General features: G+C 71.6%; 16 protein-coding genes. 11 read left to right on the top strand and 5 right to left on the bottom strand.

Annotation, left to right across the window (positions count from 1 at the left end):
* The first annotated feature begins 128 nt into the window (after positions 1-128).
* The 10 genes from ABD999_RS42235 (at position 129) to ABD999_RS42280 (ending at position 13,595) form a co-directional block, all read left to right on the top strand.
* Positions 129-1,121 carry a LacI family DNA-binding transcriptional regulator gene (locus tag ABD999_RS42235; RefSeq protein WP_219549532.1) on the top strand — a complete coding sequence of 331 codons (993 nt, stop codon included), beginning with the start codon at positions 129-131 and terminating at the stop codon, positions 1,119-1,121.
* A 69-nt stretch (positions 1,122-1,190) separates the two neighbouring features.
* Positions 1,191-2,651: an FGGY-family carbohydrate kinase gene (locus tag ABD999_RS42240; RefSeq protein WP_271277527.1), complete on the top strand. Its 1,461-nt coding sequence runs from the start codon at positions 1,191-1,193 to the stop codon at positions 2,649-2,651.
* 9 nt (positions 2,652-2,660) lie between these two features.
* A complete protein-coding gene (locus ABD999_RS42245; protein WP_271277528.1) occupies positions 2,661-4,301 on the top strand; it encodes a hypothetical protein in 1,641 nt (546 codons plus the stop codon).
* Positions 4,298-5,788, top strand: coding sequence for a glycoside hydrolase family 183 protein (locus tag ABD999_RS42250; RefSeq protein ID WP_271277529.1), 1,491 nt, complete (start codon positions 4,298-4,300; stop codon positions 5,786-5,788). The genes ABD999_RS42245 and ABD999_RS42250 overlap by 4 nt, the downstream gene beginning before the upstream one ends.
* A 101-nt stretch (positions 5,789-5,889) precedes the next feature.
* Positions 5,890-6,963, top strand: coding sequence for a glycoside hydrolase family 172 protein (locus tag ABD999_RS42255; RefSeq protein WP_271277530.1), 1,074 nt, complete (start codon positions 5,890-5,892; stop codon positions 6,961-6,963).
* A 16-nt stretch (positions 6,964-6,979) separates the two neighbouring features.
* Complete coding sequence (locus tag ABD999_RS42260) at positions 6,980-8,296, top strand: ABC transporter substrate-binding protein (protein ID WP_271277531.1); 1,317 nt, start codon at positions 6,980-6,982, stop codon at positions 8,294-8,296.
* 56 nt (positions 8,297-8,352) lie between these two features.
* Positions 8,353-9,285, top strand: a complete 933-nt coding sequence (locus tag ABD999_RS42265; protein ID WP_271277532.1) for a carbohydrate ABC transporter permease — start codon at positions 8,353-8,355, stop codon at positions 9,283-9,285.
* Positions 9,282-10,100 carry a carbohydrate ABC transporter permease gene (locus ABD999_RS42270; protein WP_271277533.1) on the top strand — a complete coding sequence of 273 codons (819 nt, stop codon included), beginning with the start codon at positions 9,282-9,284 and terminating at the stop codon, positions 10,098-10,100. Before ABD999_RS42265 ends, ABD999_RS42270 begins: the two co-directional genes overlap by 4 nt.
* Complete coding sequence (locus ABD999_RS42275) at positions 10,097-12,574, top strand: GH116 family glycosyl-hydrolase (RefSeq protein WP_271277534.1); 2,478 nt, start codon at positions 10,097-10,099, stop codon at positions 12,572-12,574. Before ABD999_RS42270 ends, ABD999_RS42275 begins: the two co-directional genes overlap by 4 nt.
* 148 nt (positions 12,575-12,722) lie before the next feature.
* Positions 12,723-13,595, top strand: a complete 873-nt coding sequence (locus tag ABD999_RS42280) for a hypothetical protein (protein ID WP_271277535.1) — start codon at positions 12,723-12,725, stop codon at positions 13,593-13,595.
* A gap of 40 nt (positions 13,596-13,635) precedes the next feature.
* On the opposite strand, the gene ABD999_RS42285 is transcribed toward ABD999_RS42280, so the two are convergent.
* Positions 13,636-15,087: a family 43 glycosylhydrolase gene (locus ABD999_RS42285; protein WP_333485720.1), complete on the bottom strand. Its 1,452-nt coding sequence runs from the start codon at positions 15,085-15,087 to the stop codon at positions 13,636-13,638.
* A 438-nt stretch (positions 15,088-15,525) separates the two neighbouring features.
* On the opposite strand from ABD999_RS42285, the gene ABD999_RS42290 reads away from it, so the two are divergent.
* Positions 15,526-16,728: an erythromycin esterase family protein gene (locus ABD999_RS42290; RefSeq protein WP_271277536.1), complete on the top strand. Its 1,203-nt coding sequence runs from the start codon at positions 15,526-15,528 to the stop codon at positions 16,726-16,728.
* 1 nt (position 16,729) lies between these two features.
* Here ABD999_RS42290 and ABD999_RS42295 read toward each other — a convergent pair whose 3' ends face one another.
* The 4 genes from ABD999_RS42295 to ABD999_RS42310 all read right to left on the bottom strand — a co-directional run bounded on the left by ABD999_RS42295 (position 16,730) and on the right by ABD999_RS42310 (position 20,697).
* Complete coding sequence (locus ABD999_RS42295) at positions 16,730-17,983, bottom strand: MFS transporter (RefSeq protein WP_345483231.1); 1,254 nt, start codon at positions 17,981-17,983, stop codon at positions 16,730-16,732.
* 32 nt (positions 17,984-18,015) lie between these two features.
* On the bottom strand, positions 18,016-18,561 hold the full coding sequence (locus tag ABD999_RS42300; protein WP_271279963.1) for a TetR/AcrR family transcriptional regulator: 546 nt from the start codon (positions 18,559-18,561) through the stop codon (positions 18,016-18,018).
* Positions 18,562-18,590: 29 nt separating this feature from the next.
* Positions 18,591-19,247, bottom strand: a complete 657-nt coding sequence (locus tag ABD999_RS42305) for a sugar O-acetyltransferase (RefSeq protein WP_271279962.1) — start codon at positions 19,245-19,247, stop codon at positions 18,591-18,593.
* A 79-nt stretch (positions 19,248-19,326) separates the two neighbouring features.
* Complete coding sequence (locus ABD999_RS42310) at positions 19,327-20,697, bottom strand: APC family permease (protein WP_271279961.1); 1,371 nt, start codon at positions 20,695-20,697, stop codon at positions 19,327-19,329.
* Positions 20,698-20,701: the final 4 nt, after the last annotated feature.

Here is a 20,701-nt window from a genome sequence, read left to right on the forward strand (position 1 = left end):
GGCGGAGTGGCCGAGAGCACCCCGCCGGCGGGCGTCCACCCGGAGTCTGGCCGGATCGGGACAGCGCCTCCCGACGGGGGAATCGATTGCCGTTAGTCTTCCCCCAGACGATCCGAAACGAGGACGGGATGACGACGATCTACGACGTGGCGCGCCACGCGGGGGTGTCCGCGGCGACGGTTTCGCGGGTGGTCAACGGGCGGTCGAGCGTGGATCCGGCGCTGGCCGAGCGGGTCCGGCAGGCCATGGGCGAGCTCAAGTACCGGCCCAACGCCGTGGCGCGCAACCTGCGCAGGAGCCAGACCACGCTGTGGGCCGTCATCATCTCCGACATCGGCAACCCGTTCTTCACCGCGATGGTCCGCGGCGTGGAGGACGTCGCGCAGAAGGCCGGCTTCTCGGTCGTCCTGTGCAACAGCGACGAGGATCCCGCCAAGGAGGGCAAGTACGTCACCGCCGCGCTCAACGACCAGATGGCCGGGGTGATCATCTCTCCTTCGGGCCGGGGCACGCACGTGAACCGGCTGGTGGAGGCCGGGGTCCCGGTGGTCGTCATCGACCGGCTGCCCCGCGGCGTCGCCGTCGACACCGTGATGGTGGACAACGAGCACGGCGCGCAGCTGGCCACCGGGCACCTCATCGAGGCGGGGTACGAGCGCATCGCCTGCGTCACCGGCCCGCGCCGGTTGTCGACGGCGGCCCAGCGCCTGCGCGGCTACCAGCGGGCGCTGCGCGCCGCCGGCCGCAAGGTCAGGACGGAGCTGATCAGGTTCGCCGACTTCCGCGAGGAGGGCGGTTACGCGGCGATGGCGGACCTGCTGCGGCAGGATCCCCGGCCCGACGCCGTCTTCGCGGCCAACAACCTGATGACGGTCGGCGCCGTCGAATGCCTGGTCGACCAGGGGGTGCGCATCCCCCAGGAGGTCGGCGTGGCCGGGTTCGACAACATCCCGTGGGCCCACCTGGTCCGGCCCACCCTGACGACCGTGGACCAGCCCACCTACGAGCTGGGCCGTACCGCCGCCCTGCTGCTCGCCGAGCGGATCACCGAGCCGACCCGTCCGGCGAGCAGCGTCACCCTGCACACCCAGTTGCACGTACGGGAGAGCTCGCGCCGCTGAGCTGTTGACTCCGTCGGCGGGGTTCATTAGCGTCGGCGAAGTCAGCAATCGATTTCCCAGGGGTTGCTCGTGTACGTGCTCGGCGTCGACATCGGGACCTCCAGCAGCAAGGGCGTGCTGGTCGCCCCCGACGGCACGGTGCGGCGGTCGGCGGCACGCGAGCACACGGTGGACCGGCCGGGGCCGGGACGGTTCGAGATGGACGGCCGCCACTGGTGGCGGGAGTTCGCCGAGCTGGCCCGTGAGCTGGCGCGGGACGTGACGGTCGGCGCGGTCGGGGTGAGCGGCATGGGGCCGTGCGTGCTGCTCGCCGACGCCGGCGACGAGCCGGTGCGGCCCGCGATCCTCTACGGCGTCGACACCCGCGCCACCGCGCAGATCGACCGGCTCGAACGGGAGCTGGGCAAGGACGAGATCCGGCGGAGGGGCGGCTCGGACCTGTCGAGCCAGGCGGCCGGCGCGAAGATCGCGTGGATCGCCGACGAGGAGCCCGGACGGTACGCGAGGGCGCGGCGGCTGTACATGCCGAGCTCCTGGCTGGTGCGCAGGCTCACCGGCGCCTACGTGCTCGACCACCACTCGGCCAGCCAGTGCACGCCGCTCTACGACGTCGGCGGCCTCGGCTGGCACCGGCCCTGGGCCGACGCGGTCGCGCCGGGCATCGAGCTGCCCCCGCTGCGCTGGCCGGGCGAGCAGGCGGGCACGGTCACCGCCGGGGCCGCCCGGGAGACCGGCCTGCCGGCGGGCATCCCGGTGACCACCGGGACGATCGACGCCTGGGCCGAGGCGCTCAGCGTCGGCGCCCACGGCGCGGGCGACCTCATGCTCATGTACGGCACGACCATGTTCCTCGTCCACACCACCGCCGAGCACCTGACCTGGCCCGGCCTCTGGGGGACGGTCGGCGCGGTGCCCGGCACCTACAACCTGGCCGGCGGCATGGCGACCTCGGGCGCGATCACCACGTGGCTGAGCGACCTGTCCGGCGCCGGCTACGAGGAGCTCCTGGCGGAGGCCGGAGAGTCCGGCGCCGGCGCCAACGGCCTGCTCATGCTGCCCTACTTCGCCGGCGAGCGCACCCCGGTCATGGACCCGCGCGCCAGGGGCGTGATCGCCGGCCTGACCCTCTCGCACACCCGCGGCGACCTCTACCGGGCCGCCCTGGAGGCGACCGGCTTCGCCGTGCGCCACAACGTCGAGACCATCCGGGCGGCGGGTGGCGACGTGCGCCGCGCCGTCGCCGTCGGCGGCGGCACCCAGGGCGCCCTGTGGACCCAGATCGTCTCCGACATCACCGGCCTGCCGCAGGAGGTCCGGGTCACCTCCATCGGCGCCTCGTACGGCAGCGCGCTGCTCGCCGCCGGGCTCGTCGGCGAGGCCGGCGCCGACGCCTGGAACCCCGTGAGCCACGTGGTCACCCCGCGGCCGGAGTCGTCGGCCGCGTACGACGAGCTCTACCGCCTCTACCTGCGGCTCTACCCCAGCACGGCGAGCCTCGCGCACGAGCTCGCCGACCGTCAGCATCGTTGAAGGGCAGACATGTACGCATTCCCCCAGCTCATCGAGCCGCCCGCGGCGGAGCCCGGCGTGGTCTACACCGTCGCGAGCGGCGACCTGCGCCAGAGCGCCAACCAGACCTGCTGGCCGGTCCAGGAGAAGCTGGAAGCCGATCTCGCCCGGGCGCTCGGCGAGCTCGGCTGGTCGGTGCGGCGCGGACACGAGGTCGACCCCGTCAAGGGTCACGGTTTCATCGACAGCCAGCGGGCCGGCATCGACGTCTTCAGGACCCTGCCGCCGGACGCGCCGCTCATCGTCGTCGAGGCGGTCTGGCAGTACAGCCACCACGTGCTGGCGGGACTGCGCGGCCATCGCGGCCCGGTCCTGATCGTGGCCAACTGGAGCGGGCAGTGGCCCGGCCTGGTCGGCCTGCTGAACCTGGCCGGGAGCCTGACCAAGGCGGGTCGCCCGTACTCGGTGCTGTGGAGCGAGGAGTTCGCCGACGAGTGGTCGCGGCACGGGCTCAAGACCTGGCTGGAGACCGGAGAGATCACCCACGACACCAGCCATGTCACGAAATATCAGCCGGAAGGGGACAGCCTGGAGATCGCCCTCGGCAAGGCCGTCGCCCGGCAGCTCGCCACCGAGAAGGCCATCATCGGCGTCTTCGACGAAGGCTGCATGGGCATGTACAACGCCATCATCGACGACGAGCTGCTCAACCCCCTCGGGATCTACAAGGAGCGCCTGTCGCAGAGCGCGCTCGTCGCCGAGATGCAACGGGTCGGCGACGAGGAGGCCGGGCGGGTCCGCGCCTGGCTCGACCGGGAGGGCCTGACCTTCCACCTCGGCACGGACGAGGCCACCGAGCTGACCGAGGCCCAGCTGACCAGCCAGTTCAAGATGTACGTCGCCGCGCTGCGGATCGCCGACGACTTCGGCCTCGACGCGGTCGGCATCCAGTACCAGCAGGGCCTGAAGGACGTGGTCCCGGCCAGCGACCTGGCGGAGGGCCTGCTCAACAACGTCTCCCGCCCGCCGGTGCTCAGCCGCGACGGTTCCCGCGAGCTGTACGCGGGACGGCCGCTGCCGCACTTCAACGAGGTCGACGAGGGCGTCGCCGTGGACTCTCTGATCACCAACCGCGTCTGGACCGCGATGGGCCTCGACCCGGCCACGACGCTGCACGACATCCGCTGGGGCGAGGAGTACGACGGACGGTTCGTCTGGGTCTTCGAGATCTCGGGTTCCGTACCCGCCTCGCACAACGGCGGCTACCGCGCCTCGTGGAGCATGCGGCAGCCCCCGATGTACTTCCCGCTCGGCGGCGGCACGCTCAGCGGCGTCTCCAAGCCGGGCGAGATCGTCTGGTCGCGCGTGTTCATCATGGACGGCGAGCTGCACGCCGACCTCGGCCGGGCGACCGTCGTCGAGCTGCCCGAGGAGGAGACCAGGCGCAGGCTCGACGCCACGACCCCGCAGTGGCCGATCATGCACGCCGTGCTGCACGGCGTCACCCGCGACCAGTTCATGGCCCGCCACCGGGCCAACCACCTCAACGTGGCCTACGCGGGCGACGCCGACGGCGCGGACCGCGCCCTCGCCGCCAAGGCCGCGGCCTTCGCCGAACTCGGCGTGCACGTGCACCTGTGCGGAATCTCCTTAGAAGGAGGGGCCCTGTGAAGCCCTTACGCATCGCACTGATCCCGCTCCTGGGCCTGGCGCTGACCGGGCCTGCCCAGGCCTCGACGACCCACTCCCCCGCCGTCGTGGTGAGCAAGATGACCGGTCCCGGCTCGGTCAGCGCCACCGACACCGCCTGGCAGGTCAAGGCGACCGACCTCGGCGTCATGTGGGACAACGGCCGCGGGGAGATCCTGGCCGCGTTCGGCGACACGTTCGGCGCCTCCTGGCAGCCGCCGGGCGCCAACGGCGACGACTGGCGCAGCCAGGTGCTGCTGCGCAGCACCGACCGGAACCTGGCCGACGGCATGTCCTTCAGCAGCGCGGCCACCGACCGGCCCGGCCACGCCAAGGAGCTCATCCCGAGCAGGAAGGTCGACGGCGACGAGATCACCGTGATCCCCACGGCCGGGGTGTCGGTGGGGACGCGGCAGTACCTCGCCTACATGTCGGTGCGGCACTGGGGCGAACCCGGCTACTGGGACACCAACTACTCCGCCATCGCCTACTCCGACGACAACGGCCAGACCTGGGTGACCGGCGGCGGCCCCCGCTGGGACAACCCCGGCGGCGCCGACCACTTCCAGATGGCGGCCTTCGTCCGCCGCGACGGCCACGTCTACATGTTCGGCACGCCGAACGGCCGCCAGGGCGCCGCCTACCTGGCCCGGGTGCCCGAGGCTTCGGTCCTGACCAAGTCCGCCTACCAGTACTGGACGGGCAGCGCCTGGCGGTCCGGCGCCGACACGCTCGCCGCCCCGATCGTCGCGGCGCCGGTGTCGGAGCTGTCGGTGCAGTTCAACGCCCACACCGGCAAGTGGCTGATGACCTACCTCAAGGGCAGCGACGTCGTGCTGAGGAGCGCGAGCGCGCCCACCGGCCCGTGGAGCGGCCCGGCGGTGGTGGCGAGCTTCGCCGACTTCCCCGGGCTCTACGGCGGCTACATGCATCCCTGGTCGTCGGGGCCGGACCTCTATCTGGCGCTGTCGCAGTGGACGCCCTACAACGTCTACCTGATCCGCGTACAGCTGAACCCGGACGGGACCATCGCCAACCCGAACCTCGTCCGCGACCCGAGCTTCGAACGCCAGGCCACGAACACGGTCGCGGCGCCCTGGAAGGTGCGCGGCAACGGCGGCGTCGACCAGGGCACCTGGGCCTTCACCGCCGACCGCAACGCCTTCGTCCGCTACAACCGCGGCTGGCATGACATCTACCAGACCGTCCAGGTCACGCCCCACACGGACTACACGCTGACCGGCTGGCTGCGCACCTCTCCCGACAACGACAACGGCTTCTTCGGCGTCCGCGCCCCCGGTGGCGCCCCGTTCGCGGAGCTCAACTTCCGCGCGCTCGGCGGCTGGACCAAGCGCACCGTCACCTTCAACAGCGGGAACCGCGGCTCGATCGAGGTCTTCGCGGGGATCTGGACGGACAACGGCGACATGTGGCTGCAGCTGGACGACTTCGCCCTGGTGAAGTCCTGATCGATGTGCGGGACCCGTACATCGATCGCGTAACGCTCATTGACCTGTCACCCGCGGGGCGATAGGAAGCGGCAATCGATTTCTCATATCCAGGAGGAACCGTGACGTATGGCCAGTACGGCAGCAGCCTGCGCGACCTGCCGCGGCTGCGCTCGCACCGCCGCAGGAGGGTGTCGAGCTGGGACCGTTCGGGTGGCAACGACGACCGCGTCACGGTGGCGCCGGGCGAGACCGTGACCCTCGCCGACATCCGCGGCGCCGGCTCGGTCAACCACATCTGGATGACCGTGGCGCCGCGCGACCCCGGCACGCCGGAGACGCACGACCGCGACTTCCTCCGCAAGCTCGTGCTGCGCGTCTTCTGGGACGACAACGAGCACCCCAGCGTGCTCGTGCCGCTGGGCGACTTCTTCGGCATGGGCCACGCCCGCACCGCGAACTTCGTCTCGGCGCCGCTGCAGATGAGCCCGCAGGACGGCAAGGCCTTCAACTGCTGGTTCCACATGCCCTTCGGCAGCCGGGCGAGGTTCGAGCTGACCAGCGAGTGCGAGGAGGAGGTGCTCTGGTTCTACTACTACATCGACTACGACGAGTTCGACGAGCTGGGTGACGGACTGGGCCGCTTCCACGCCCAGTGGCGGCGGGAGAACCCCGCCGACGGCGTCGGCCAGGGGTCCATGACGAACGCCGAGTACCTGTTCGGCGGCACCAACCAGGACGGGGCGGGCAACTACCTCATCCTGGAGGCCGAGGGCCGCGGCCACTACGTGGGCTGCGTCCTGAACGTCACCAACCTGCGCCGCACCTCCGACTGGAACTGGTACGGCGAGGGCGACGACATGATCTTCATCGACGGCGAGGCCTTCCCGCCCAGCCTGCACGGCACCGGAACCGAGGACTACTTCAACACCGCCTGGTGCCCGAGCCAGTCCTACCACGCCCCGTACCACGGCCTGACGCTGCCCGGCGGGGAGAACTGGTCGGGGCAGATCTCGATGTACCGCTTCCACGTCGAGGACCCGGTGCCCTTCACCACCTCCATCAAGGTGACCATCGAGCACGGTCACGCCAACCGCCGCCAGGACGACCTGTCCTCGGTCGCGTACTGGTACCAAGAGCTCCCGCACCGGCCGTTCACGCTCCCGCCCGTCAGCGCCCGGCTGCCCATCCTGTGACGCGAAAGGAGACGTCGTGCGCACACCACTCATCCGGCTGGTCGCGGCCGTGGCCGGCGCGACCGTGCTGGCCGCCGGCTGCGGATCGGGCGCCGGCCCGTCGGCGCCCGGCAAGTCCGAGATCACGCTCTGGCAGCAGAAGTTCACCGACCAGGAGGACGCCTGGTACAAGAAGGCCGTCGCGGCCTTCAACAGGTCCCAGGACAAGGTCGTGCTCAAGCACGTGATCGTCCCGGCGGACACCTGGGACCAGAAGATGAGGTCCGCCCAGGCCGCGGGCAAGGCGCCCGACGTCTACACGGTCAACTACAGCAAGGTGCCCGGCTTCGCCCGCACCGGCGTGATCCAGGCGCTGGACCCGCTCATCCCGGCCGACAAGTGGGCCGGGCTGCAGGAGCCGGTGCTCGCCTCGGTGGAGCACGACGGCAAGAAGTACGGGTACCCGATGCTGGTGGAGCCGTCGGCCGTGCTCTTCTACCGCAAGGACCTGTTCGCCCAGGCCGGGCTCGACCCCGAGCGGCCGCCGGCCACCTGGCAGGAGCTCATCGACTACGGCAGGAAGCTGACCACCAAGGACGTCGCGGGCGTCGTCACCGCCGCCAACCAGATCGACCTGGCCTGGTCGACGTGGGGCCTGCAGTGGAACGCGGCCGGGCACCTGCCGATCAGCGACGACTGGTCCGCGCCGCGCGCCGCCGACCCGGCCTACAAGCAGCTGCTGCAGGTCTACCAGACGCTCTACCAGCAGGGGATCATGCCCAAGCAGCCGCTCGCGCCGTACGCCGACGCCAACCCGCTGGGCCAGGGCAAGACCGCGATGATGGTGTGCGGCTCGTGGGCGGCCAGCGTGCTGCTGCAGGACTATCCGAAGCTGGTCGGCCAGATCGGCGCGGCGGCCCTGCCCTCCTTCGACGGCGACGCCACCAAGCCGACCGCGACGCTCGGCGGCTGGACGCTGGTCGTCGACGCCAAGTCCCGCGACGCCCGCGCCTCCGCCGGCTTCGTCTCCTGGCTGCTGGCCGAGGACACCACGCTGCTCGTCGAGTTCTTCAAGAACACCAAGTTCTCCAAGTACTCGCCGCGCGCCGCCGTGGCCGAGGCGATCGCCAAGGACCCGGCGGCGGCCGAGAACCCGTGGGCCAAGACGATCGAGGAGCAGGTCGTGAAGTACGCCAAGGCGGAGCCGGCCTATGACTGGGCCGTCAGCCTGGCCTTCGGCAAGGCCGTCGAGAAGGCGCTGCAGGGCAAGGACATCGACGAGGCCCTGCGAGCGGCCGACGCGGAGATCAAAGAGCTGATCGCCAAGAACGACCTGGCCGGACAGGGATCCTGATCCCGCACAGCCCGCCGCCGGTCCGCGCCGGACCGGCGGCGGAGAAAGGAGTGCCGGTGGCTGTCACGTCACTGCGGGCCACGCGCGCCCGGCCGCGCGCCGGCGCCCGCCCCCGGCCGAGGCGGGAGAACCGGGCCGCCTTCGTCATGCTGGCCCCGCTGCTGGCCCTGCTCGGCGTCTTCGTCGTCTGGCCGCTGCTGCACGCGGTCTACATCAGCTTCTTCACCTGGAGCTTCTACGACCCGGCCGTCTTCGTCGGGCTGCGCAACTACCTCAACGTGCTCACCGACGTGGAGTTCGTCAACTCGGTGACGCGCGGCCTGCTCTTCTCCGCCATCGTGGTCCCCGCGCAGGTCACGATCGCGTTCGTCTTCGCCAACCTGGTCAAGTCGGTCAGCCGGCGGATGGCGACCGTGATGAAGGTGACGATCTACGTGCCCGCGGTGATCTCCGAGGTGATCGCGGCCATCGTCTTCACGCTCATCTACACCCACCGCGGCGGGCTGCTCAACTGGTTCCTCGACTTCTTCGGCATCGAGGCGATCCCCTGGCTCGGCGACACCGTCACCGCGCTGCCGGCCATCGCGGTCCCGGCGATCTGGATCGGCATGGGCGTGGCCTCCCTGATCATGCTGGCCGGGCTGCTGGACATCCCGGAGACCTACTACGAGTGCGCCTCGCTCGACGGCGCCGGCCCGTGGACGAAGATGTTCAGGATCACGCTGCCGCTCATGAAGAACGTCATCCTGTTCCTGCTGATCACCGGCTTCGCGGCGTCGCTGCAGTTCCTCATCCTGCCGTTGCTGATGACCCAGGGCGGCCCGGTGAACTCCACCAACCTGCCGAACCTGTTCATCCTTCAGCATTTCACCACCGACCTGTACGTCGGCTACTCGATCGCCGCCGCGCTGCTGCTGTTCGCCGTGCTCGGCACGGTGTCGGCGATCATCTTCCGGCTGGTCAGATCAGAGAAGGCGATGGACGCATGAGAGGCGCACCCGGCGCGATCCTGCGGTACGGCCTGGCCGCGGTCTTCGTCGTCGCCGCGTTGTTCCCGCTCGCGTGGCTGGCGATGGCGGGGTTCAAGGCCAAGACCGAGGTCGTGGCGACCCCGTTCCAGTTCTTCCCTGAGATGTGGCGCTGGGACAACTACGCGCAACTTCTGGCCGACGAGGCGTTCCTGCGCTCGCTGGGCGTGACGTTCGCCGGCGCCGCCCTGTTCGCGGCGCTCAGCCTGGTGGTCAACGCGCTGGGCGCCTATGCCTTCGCGCGGCTGGAGTTCGCCCTCAAACGGACGATCTGGGTCATCGTGCTCACCACGATGTTCATCCCGGGGATCGCGATCATGCTGACCTCCTTCATCGTGGTGACCGAGCTGGGCATGCTCGACAGCCTGGCGGTGCTGGTGATCCCCGGCGCGGCGGCGGGCGTGCAGGTCTTCTTCCTGCGCCAGTTCTTCCTGTCGGTGCCGGCGGTGCTGGAGGAGGCCGCCCAGCTCGACGGGGCGGGGCCGTGGCGGATCTTCCGCCACATCTTCGTCCCGCTCTCGAAGGGCGCGTTCGTGGTGGTCGGGGCGACGTCGTTCCTGATGTTCTGGAACTCCTACATCTGGCCGGTGCTGACCATCACCGATCCTGAGCTCTTCCCGATCCAGCAGTACCTGGCGACCTTCCGCTCCGAGCGGACGAGCGAGCACGGCCTGCTGATGGCCGGTTCGACGCTGGCCGCCCTGCCCGTCATCGTGCTGTTCCTGATCTTCCAGCGGCACATCATCCGCGGCGTGCGCCTCTCGGGGCTCAAGTGAACGGCGCGGCCCGGCCCATCCCGCACGGGCAGGGCAGGCACGTGGCCATGCCGCTCGGCGGGATCGGCACCGGCAACCTCGCGATCGGCGCGGACGGCGGGCTGCGCCAGTGGCAGCTGCAGAACTGCGGCAACCATCGCGGCGTCCTGCCGTACACGTTCTTCGCGCTGCGCGTCAGCACGTGGGAGCCGCCCGCGAACGAGCTGTTCGTCCTGCAGGCGCGGTCACCGGACGCTCCGGCCACGCCGCTGGTGAACGACGACCACGTGCCCGCGTGGCAGCGCGATCTGCTGCGCACGCGCCGGGGGGTGAGCGGGACGACCTTCCGCGGCCTCTATCCCTTCGCCCATCTGGAGTACCACGGGCTGCCCGTCGAGGTCGGGCTGGAGGCGTTCAACCCGCTGGTCCCGCTCGACGTGGACGACAGCTCGCTGCCGGTCGCGCTGTTCACCTTCACGATCGCCAATCCGGGACCGCTGCCGGCGCAGGTGTGGCTGGCGGCGGCCGCGCAGAACCCGGTCGGGCACGACGGGACCACGCCGATCGACGGCGTGCGCGGGCTCGGCTACGGCGGCAACGTCAACAGCGTGCGCCGCGCGGGCGGCTGGACCTCGCTGGTCATGGAGAACCCGGTGATCGACCCGGCGTCGCCCGGCGCCGGGCAGATGGTGCTGACCGTGGACGCGGCCGACGCGGCGGTGCTGCCGCAGTGGACGCATCCCGACGAGTTCCTCGCCTTCGTGGCCGGGCGCGCGGTCTACGGTGACGCGGAACGGGCGCGGCACGCGTCCTGGCAGGCTGACTACCAGGCGAGCGGGCCGCGGCAGGGGTTCGGGCCGAGCCCGGCGGGCCTGACGTGGAACGGCGGCGTGGTCGCTTCGATGGTGCTGGCTCCCGGTGAGACCCGTGCCGTCCGGTTGTGCCTGGCGTGGTACTTCCCGAACCGCTACGCGAACTTCGTACAGTTCGGTCCGCCGAACCCGCAGTGGGGGCCGACCAGGTTCTGGCTCGGCAACGCCTACGCCACCCGCTTCGCCGACGCCCTCGACGTGGCGGCCCACGTGCGCGAGCGGTGGACGCCGCTCCGCGACACCTCGCTGCGGTGGGTGGACGTCCTGGCGGACAGCAGCCTGCCCGCCCAGGCGGCCGAACACCTGGCCGCGCAGGCGTCGATCCCGCGCAGCCCGTCGTGCTTCCGGACGGCCGACGGGGCGTTCTTCGGCTTCGAGGGGGTGCTGGGCGCCTCGACCGTGATGTGGTCGGGCGACGTGGGGGGCTCCTGCCCGCTCAACTGCACCCACGTCTGGAACTACGCGCAGGCGGTGGCCAGGCTCTTCCCGTCGCTGGAGCGGAGCATGCGCGCCACCGAGTACGAGGTCATGCAGGCGCCGGAGGGTTACCTGCCGCACCGGGTGATCGCGCCGACCTACCTGCGCCAGCTCTGGGACGTGCCCATCGGGGGGCCGGTCGAGCCCGCGCTCGACGGCATGCTCGGGGCCGTGCTGAAGACCTACCGCGAGGTACGGCACGGCGCCCCGCTGGAGCCCTGGTGGCCCGGGGTGAAACGGCTCCTGGGGCACGTCCGGGCGACCTGGGACCCCGAGGACAGCGGGGTGCTGCACGGCGTGCAGCCGTCCACCCACGACATCGACCTGTGCGGGCTCAACCCGTTCACGGGCACGCTCTGGCTGGCGGCGTTGCGGGCCGCCGAGGAGATGGCGGTGCCGGCCGGAGAGCCGGGCCTGGCCGCGGAGCTGCGCGAACTGTTCGACCGCGGCAGCGCCCGCTACGACGAGGCGCTGTTCAACGGCTCGTACTACGTGCAGGTTTTGGAGGAGGGCGATTCGGCCGAGTTCCAGTGGCTCGAAGGCTGTCTGGCCGACCAGCTCATCGGGCAGTGGTGGGCGCACCAGCTCGGCCTCGGCCACCTGCTGCCTCGCGAGCACGTCGTCTCGGCCCTCCGCGCGGTCGTCGGGCACAACCTGCGCACCGGTTTCCGCGACTTCGACCATCCCTACCGGGTCTTCGCCGACGAGGACGACACCGGGCTGCTCATGTGCACCTGGCCGCTCGGCGGCCGGCCGGCGGTGCCTACCCGCTACTGCGACGAGGTGTGGACCGGCAGCGAGTACCAGGTCGCGGCGCACTGCCTGTGGGAAGGGCTGGAGGAGGAGGCGCAGGCGATCCTCGCCGGGCTCTGGCGCCGCTACGACGGCGGCCGGCGCAACCCCTACAACGAGATCGAGTGCGGCGACCACTACGTGCGCGCCATGGCCGGCTGGTCGGTGCTCGACGCCCTGGCGGGAGCCTCCTATGACGCCACCAGCGGGCGCCTCACGCTGGCGCCGCGCGGGCACGGCCGATGGCCGCTGCTGCTCCCGACGGGCTGGGGAACCCTGGTCCGGGACGCCGGCGGCGCCCGCGTGGTTCCCGCGCACGGCGAGCTGAGGATCAGCGAGATCATCTGTCACTGAACGCCCCCTACTCAGCCGGACGCTGCTGACGGCATGGCAGATCGTGGAATGATCTATTCGTGATCGGTCTGTCATGCATGGTCCGCTATATTCGGCACGTCGCCGCCTCCGCGACATACGGCACCACTTCGGGGGTCATGGTCACCGCATGAGCCGCCTGGACGATTCCGGCCTGACCAGCGTCGGTCAGCTCGGAGGGCTTGGCCCGCCCCACCGCGGCCGGGGCGACGCCGACGTGGCCCTGGTCGACGCGCTGGACCCGCTGACCTGGCGCGCGGCCATGACCTGGCTCGCGGGCAGGCCCTCCACGGCCCGGCGGCGGACCTGCCTGCGGGTCCTGGCCTCATGGCTGCGCTGGCTGTACGCGGCCGAACAGGGCCTCGAACCGCTGGCCGCCTCCGCCACCCATCTGGACGCCTACTGCTACGCCGCACTCACCACCGGCGACGGCGTCGCCGCCAGGCCGCTGGCCCAGGCGACGGTGGCCGGCAGGCGCGCCGTCGTGGCCTCCTTCTACGCGCACGCCGAGCGGACCGGCGCCGTACGGGCGCAGCGCATCCTGAACGGCACGTCCCGCCTCACCCGGGACGAACGACGCCTGCTGCGCAGGGGGATCGCGCGGCTGGCCGGTGACGGCCGGCGCGCCGAGGCGCTCGCCGTCGCCCTGCTGGAGGCCACCGGCACGTCCGCGGACGCGCTCGCCTCGCTGTCGGCCCGCGACCTGCATGCGCTGCCCGGCGACGGCCCGCCCGTCGTGCTCGTCGTGCGCGACGAGCGGGACCCGGTCGCGTACCCGATCTCGCCGCAGATCCGCCGCCTGCTGGAGGCCGAGTCCGCCGGACGGGGCGCCGACGAGCCGCTGATCAGGCGGCCGGACGGCGGTCAGGTGGAGCCCGGCTGGATCGCCGACGCGCTCACCGGCGCCGCGCGGGCCGGCGGGCTGCCCCTGCAGCGGGCCGAACTCCTGCGCCCGCACCTGCTGCGGGCGACCGGGGTGCACGGGGACGCCGGGGGCGGGTAGAGGGCGGCCGGGCGCGGCGCGTGCCGGCCGCCCTGCCGCGTCAGTAGACGTACGGCCAGCCGGCCGCGTCATAGCCGATCTTGTTGATGCCCAGCCGGGACGAGTTGTCCGCCGCGTACCAGTGGTAGAAGAGGACGTCGCCGTCGGTGTCGGCGAGGACCGCCTGATGGCCGGGGCCGTGGATGTCGCCGTGGCCGGCCAGGATCTGCGTGCCGCCGCCGGCGGTCAGCGCCACCCCGTTGCGGTCCACGTACGGGCCGGTCACCGAGGTGGAGCGGCCGGCCATGACGCGGTAGGTGCTGGCGGCGCCCCGGCAGCACGCGTCGAAGGAGACCAGCAGGTAGTAGTAGGCGCCGTGCCGGTAGACGGTCGGCGCCTCGATCGCGCCGCCGTTGCGGCCGGCGATCGAGTGGACGGCCGAGCCGAGCCGCCTGCCGGTGGCCGGGTCGAGCTGGATCATCTTGATGCCGGACCAGAACGAGCCGAAGCTCAGCCACCAGCGGCCCTGGTCGTCGACGACGAGGTTGGGGTCGATGGCGTTGAAGTCGTCCGAGGTCCGCGACTCGATGACCAGGCCCTGGTTGGTCCACGACCCCGACGCCCCGCTCGTGCTGGTGGCGAGGAAGATCGCCGAGCGGTTGGAGCCGAAGGTGGAGGCCGAGTAGTACATGACGTAGCGGCCGCCGGTGTAGGTGATGTCCGGCGCCCAGAGCGTGTTGCCGCCGTTCGTGTACGGATGCGCCCACGGCACGCCGCCGGGGAAGGCGGACCCGGCGTTGCGCCAGGCCGTCCGGTCGGCCGAGGTCTTCAGCTGGATGCCCTCGCCGGTGTGGGCCAGCAGATAGCCGCCGGCGGGAGTCTTGGCCACCTCGGGATCGTGCACGTTGACGGAGCCGGTGACGGTGCCGGGGTCGGGGTAGGAGGGCGGCGGCGTGGACGAGTCGCCCAGCTTGACGAGCTGCCACTGCTGGTTGGCGCCGTTCAGGTCGGCGTACTGCGACAGCCGTCCGCCGTCGGCGGTCGACCACTCCCAGACCTCCAGGGCCTTGCCGCTGTTGCGGTTGATCAGCTTGACGAAGCCGTTGTCGGTGTCGGCGACGCGGAACTGCTGGTTGGCGCCGTTGCGGTCGCTCCACTGGACGATGTTCGCGCCGTCGGCGGTGGAGTTGTCGCGGACGTCGAGGACCTTGCCGCTGTGGCGGGAGCGCAGGCGGTAGTGGCCGCCTCCGGAGTCGACGAACTGCCACTGCTGCCAGGCGCCGTCGTTGCGGGCCCACTGGACGATGGACGCGCCGTCGGCCGTGGCGCGCTCGTAGACGTCCATGACCTTGCCGCTGTGCCGGTTGACCAGCACGTACCAGGCGCTGGTGTCGATCGTCGCGGCGGCCGCCTGCCCGGCGGCCACGAGGGTCTGGCACATGGCCAGCAGCGCCACGACGGCTGCCGTGACGGCGCGGCGGGGTCTCGGTCGTGAGGGGGCGGGTCTGTTCATGGAGCGCCTCTCGATGTTAGCGCTAACAGATGGCGGGGCTGTCGAGAAAGGAAGGTCGATCGAGAACTACACCACCGAGGGCCGACGTCCGCGGTGCTGGTCATCCTGGTTGTGCGCCCAGTGTTAGCGCGAACACCCGGCCGGTCAAGGAACCGCGCGCAGCCCCGCCGTACCGCAGGAACGGCGCCCGCCGCCGCCCGCGGTGCCCGCCGCCGCCCGCCACCTGCCCGTGATCCCCACGGAAGATCGCCCCGCGCGGCTCCGGTCGCCCGGCGCGGCGCGCTGAAAGTTTCACCGCTCGCGACCGTCGCGCGTCCGTGCCGCCGCGCCCGTGGCCGCTAGGTCGAACAGCTGACCCCTTTTTGAGGGTTGTGCTCCTCAACCAGGCATGGAGGCGAGCAAAGTCTCAACCGTATGTCCAACGATACCGTTGATGGCATGACTAGTGGCATCAAGGACACCGCCCATGCCGTCGAGGCCGCCGCCGTCATGCGGCTGCTCCCGGCTCGGCCGCGGGTGCTCGCGCTGGGCGAGCCGACCCACGGCGAGGAGCTCCTGCTCGACGTCCGCAACGAGCTCTTCCGGCAGCTCGTCGAGCAGGAGGGCTACACCACGATCGCCATCGAGAGCGACTGCGTGATGGGCCTGGTCGTGGACGACTACGTCACCGGGGGCACGGGCACCCTCGACGAGGTCATGGAGCACGGCATCAGCCACGGCTGGGGCGCGTTCGCTGGCAACCGCGAGCTCGTGCGCTGGATGCGCGCCCACAACGAGGGCCGGCCCGCGCCGGAGCGGCTGCGCTTCGCCGGTGTCGACGGCCCGATGGAGATCACCGGCCCGGCGAGCCCCCGGGAGTCGCTCACCGCGCTCCACGGCTACCTCGCGGCCCTGGTGCACGAGAGCCTGCTCCCCTGCACAGCGGAGACGCTCGACCGCCTGCTGGGCGCCGACGACCGGTGGACCGACCAGGCCGCGATGATGGATCCGTCCCGGTCCGTGGGACGGTCGGCCGAGGCCCGCGAGCTGCGGCTGCTCGCCGACGACCTGGCGGCGCTGCTCGACGAGCGGACGCCGCACCTGATCGCGGCGACCTCACGGGACGCCTGGGAACGCGCGCGCCAGTACGCCAGAGCCGCCACCGGCCTGATGCGCTACCACTTCTGGATGGCCGACGACTCGCCGGGCCGCATGGCGCGGCTGCTGGGCGTACGGGATTCGATCATGGCCGACAACCTCCTCGCGGCCGCACGGCGGGGTCCGGTGCTGGTCCACGCCCACAACCTCCACCTGCAGCGGCACGAGGCCGCGATGCGGATGGGCGACCTGCCGCTGGACTGGTGGGGCGCCGGCGCGCTGGTGAGCGCCCATCTGGGCGAGGAGTACGCCTTCGTGGCCGGGGCTCTCGGCACGATCCGGCACCAGGGGGTGGACACCCCGCCCCCGGGCACCGTCGAAGGGCTCCTGTACGCGCTCCCGGAGGACCGCTGCCTGGTCGACGCCCGCCGGCTGGCCGCCGTCCTCGCCGATGCGCCGCCCGGGCCCCGCGAGTCCTCCTGGTTCGGCTACTTCCCCCTCGATCCGGCCCACCTGGCTCAGAGCGACGGCATCGTGTACGTCAAGGACATGCCGCCGAGGTAGGTCAGCGCGACTGGACGTGTTCCCGGTCGACCAGGGCACGGGCGAAGACGACCGTGACGAGGCCCGCCAGCACGACGGAGAGCAGCCCGGCGCGGAGGCTGACGAGGTCGGCGACGAGTCCGACGAGGAGCGGGGACAGCAGGAGTCCCCCGCGCAGCAGCCAGCTGACGACGGTCAGGCCGGTGCCGGGGGGCAGCCCCGGCAGCTCGTCGGCGGTGTGCATGGCGGCGGGGACGAGCGTCGCGAAGCCGAGCCCGGCCAGGGCGAAGCCGATCAGCGCGGTCGCGATCGACGGCACGGCGAGCGCGCCGCCCATGCCGGCGGCGGCCAGCACCCCTCCCGCCCGCGCGACGGCGCGCCGGCCGAAGCGGTCCACCACGCGGTCGCCGGTGAGGCGGCCGGCGGTCATGGCGGCCTGGAAGGCCACCACGGCCAGGCCGGCGGTGGCGGCGTCGGCGTGCAGGCCGCTGAGGTAGAGGGCGCCCCAGGACGCGCCGGCGTCCTCGACGAGCGCGCCGCAGGCCGCCAGCACGCCGAGCGCGGCCAGCATCCGCACGGCGGGGCCGGCGAACGAGCGCCGCCCGCCGCGGACGGGCGAGGCGGCCGGATGGCCTTCGGCGGCGGCCGGGGCGGCTGGATGGCCGTCTGCGGCGGCCGGGTCCTGGGCCTCGGCGGTGCGCTCGGCGTCCTCCGGGCCGGACAGCAGGAACCGGTAGGCGACCACGGCGACGACGCTGAACAGCGCGGCGGAGATGGCCAGGTGGATCGCCAGGGGCAGCCGGAGACCGGCGGCGGCCGCGCCCATCAGGCCGCCCAGCACCGCGCCGACGCTCCACAGGCCGTGCAGCGAGTTGACGATGGAGCGCCGGTAGAGCCGCTGGACGCGCAGGCCGTGGGCGTTCTGGGCGACGTCGACGATCGCGTCGAGAGCGCCCACGACGAACAGCACGCCGCCGAACGCGACCCAGTTCGGCACGAAGGGCAGGACCAGCGTCGCGATCGTCGTCAGGACGATCCCGAACGCCGCCACCCGCGCGGAGCGGAAGCGGCGGATGGCGGCGCCGGCGAGCAGCCCGGCCAGCAGCGCGCCCAGCGGGTATCCCGCCAGCGCGGTGCCGAAGACGGCGTTGGTCACTCCGAGGTCGGCCTTGATCTGCGGGTAGCGGGGGACGATGTTGAAGAACACGGCGCCGTTGGTGAGGAACAGCGCCGCGACGGCGACGCGGGCCCGGCGGGCGGGCGCGGTGACGGACATCGGCTTTCCGATCGGGGTAGAGGGGGTGGGGGTCAGCGCAGGTAGCGCTGGATGGCGTCGCGGATCTGCGCGGGCGTCATCGGCTCGGTCGACAGCGCGTTGTGCAGCGTGAGGCCCTCGATGAGCGCGTCGAGGCCCCGGGCGGTGTCGGCGTCGAAGTGGCGCTCCAGCGCCTGGCGGCTGCGGGCCATCCATTCCTGGGTGACGGCTCTCAGGACCGGGTTGCGGGCCGCGGCCACGTACAGCTCCACCGTGAGCACGAGGTCGCGCTGTGAGCCGAGCAGGTCGTCCGAGACCAGCGTGATGACGGCCTCGACCGCCGCGTCCCGGTCACGGGCGGCCGCCATCCGCTCGTCGAACACCCGGGCCACCGTGGCGGCGTACCGCTTGAACGCCTCGGCGAGCAGTTCCTCAAGAGAGGTGAAGTGGTAGGTCGTCGAGCCCAGCGGCACGTCCGCCACCCTGGCGATCTCCCGGTGGGTCGTCCCGGCGAGGCCGCGCTCGGCGATGACGGTGAGCGCGGCGTCGATCAGCCGGTCCCGCCGGCCGGGGTCATGGCGGCGGGCGCGCCGTGGCACGGCCCCGCCGTCCCCGCCGGAGACACGACTCACCCCGCGCCCGGTCCGGAGCCCGGACCAGCGCCCGGACCAGCGTCCGTCCCTGCGCTCGGTCCCGCGCCCGGTCCGGTGTGCTCGATCGTGCGGATCACCCGGGCCGGGTTGCCGGCCGCGACCACGTTGGGCGGGAGGTCGCGGGTGACCACCGCGCCGGCGCCGACGACCGCGTTCTCCCCGATCGTGACCCCTGCCAGGACGATCACGCCGCTGCCCAGCCAGACGTTGTCGCCGATGGTGATCGGCGCGGCGGACTCCCACTTCGCCCGGCGGAGGTCCGGGTCCACCGGATGGGTCGGGGTCATCAGCTGCACGTTCGTCCCGATCTGCACGTCGTCGCCGATGGTGATCGACGCGACGTCCAGGGCGACGAGGCCGAAGTTGGCGAAGGACCGGGCGCCGACGCGGATGTGGCTGCCGTAGTCGACCCGCAGCGGCGGCCGGATCTCCGTGCCCTCGCCGACCGCGCCGAGCAGCTTGGCGAGCAGCCGCCGCCGCGTCTGCGGGTCACGGGCCGACGTGGCGTTGTACGCGTCCATCAGATCCGCGGCCCGCCGCATGTGCTCGGCCAGCTCCGGGTCGTCGGCGATGTACAGGTCGCCGGCGAGCATCCGCTCACGCATCGAGCGGCCGTCCGAATCATGCGTCATAAGGACGAGTGTACACATTATATGTACATTCGTACGTAAAGGATGTTTTCCCCGGTGGAAACGCGTCGGCGGGGGTGATCTACGTGGTCGGCACGGTGACGTCGTCGTCCCGTTCGACCTCGCCGAGGCGCAGCTCCGGCGGGCGGCGGGTGAACATCCGGGTCAGGCCGAGCAGGTAGACGAATCCGGCGCCGACCCAGGACAGCCCGACGACGAACGTGAGGCCGGACAGGCTGGTCCACAGCCAGAGGCAGAGCAGCACGCCGACGGCGGGCGCCACGCCGTACTTGACCAGGTCAGGCGGAGTCCGCCTGCCCTCGTTCACGACGTAGTGCTTGATCACCGAGAGGTTGACGAAGGAGAAGGCCACGAGCGCGCCGAAGCTGACCATGGCGGACGCCAACTCCAGGTCGATGACCAGCGCCACCAGCGACAGCGCGCCGACCGCGAGCGTGGCCAGCACGGGGTTGCGGAACCTGGGGTGCACGTAGCCGAAGAACCGCCGCGGCAGCACGCCGTCGCGGCCCATCGCGTACAGGATGCGCGAGACACTCGCCTGCGAGGTCATCGCCGAGGCGAACGCGCCGGAGATGTAGGAGGCGGTGAAGAAGGCGGCCAGCAGCGTCCCGCCGACGTGCCGCATGACGTCCAGGGCCGCCGAGTCCGGGTCGGTGAACGACTGCCAGTCAGGGAAGGCCAGGTGGCCGACGTAGGAGATGACGATGAAGAAGACGCCGCCGGCCAGGGTCGTCAGCATGATCGCCCGGGGGACCCGCCGCCGGGGGTCGTGCGTCTCCTCCGACAGCGTGGAGACCGCGTCGAAGCCCAGGAAGGACAGGCACAGGATCGCGGCGCCGCCGAGGATCATGGACAGGTCGGTGCCGTCGCCGAAGAACGGCTCGGTGATCGACGGCATCGGTTCACCGGCGATGGCGCGCAGGGCTCCGGCCAGGAACACCACGACGAACACGACCTGGATCCCGATGAGCACGACGTTCATCCGGCTGACCATCCGGATGCCCAGCACGTTCAGCCCGGTGACCAGGGCGATCGCGCCGACGACCCAGACCCAGGCCGGGATCGCCTCGAAGGCCGCGTTCAGGTAGATACCGATCACCAGGTAGTTGATCATCGGCAGGAACACGTAGTCCAGCAGCAGGGCCCAGCCCGCCATGAAGCCCAGGTGCGGGCCGAACGATTTCTGGGTGTAGGTGTAGGCCGAGCCGGCGTACGGATGCGCCCGGACCATCCGCCCGTAGCTGTAGGCGGTGAACAGCATCGCGACGAGGGTGACGACGTACGCGCCGGGCAGGTGGCCCTCGGTCATCTCGGTGACGATCCCGTACGTGGTGAACACCGTGAGCGGCACCATGTACGCCAGGCCGAACAGGACAAGCGAGGGCAGACCGAGCACCCGCCGCAGGTGTGGGGTGGGGGGTTGGCTGGACAAGGGT

It is taken from the genome of Nonomuraea ferruginea, assembly GCF_039540635.1.
GTDB lineage: Bacteria > Actinomycetota > Actinomycetes > Streptosporangiales > Streptosporangiaceae > Nonomuraea > Nonomuraea ferruginea.

Excerpts from the sequence above, each read along its gene's own strand:
- ABD999_RS42270 (WP_271277533.1), top strand. The coding sequence starts at position 9,282 with ATGAGAGGCGCACCCGGCGCGATCCTGCGGTACGGCCTGGCCGCGGTC.
- ABD999_RS42305 (WP_271279962.1), bottom strand. The coding sequence starts at position 19,247 with ATGACGCATGATTCGGACGGCCGCTCGATGCGTGAGCGGATGCTCGCC.
- ABD999_RS42285 (WP_333485720.1), bottom strand. The coding sequence starts at position 15,087 with ATGAACAGACCCGCCCCCTCACGACCGAGACCCCGCCGCGCCGTCACG.
- ABD999_RS42290 (WP_271277536.1), top strand. The coding sequence starts at position 15,526 with ATGACTAGTGGCATCAAGGACACCGCCCATGCCGTCGAGGCCGCCGCC.
- ABD999_RS42245 (WP_271277528.1), top strand. The coding sequence starts at position 2,661 with ATGTACGCATTCCCCCAGCTCATCGAGCCGCCCGCGGCGGAGCCCGGC.
- ABD999_RS42235 (WP_219549532.1), top strand. The coding sequence starts at position 129 with ATGACGACGATCTACGACGTGGCGCGCCACGCGGGGGTGTCCGCGGCG.
- ABD999_RS42295 (WP_345483231.1), bottom strand. The coding sequence starts at position 17,983 with ATGTCCGTCACCGCGCCCGCCCGCCGGGCCCGCGTCGCCGTCGCGGCG.
- ABD999_RS42280 (WP_271277535.1), top strand. The coding sequence starts at position 12,723 with ATGAGCCGCCTGGACGATTCCGGCCTGACCAGCGTCGGTCAGCTCGGA.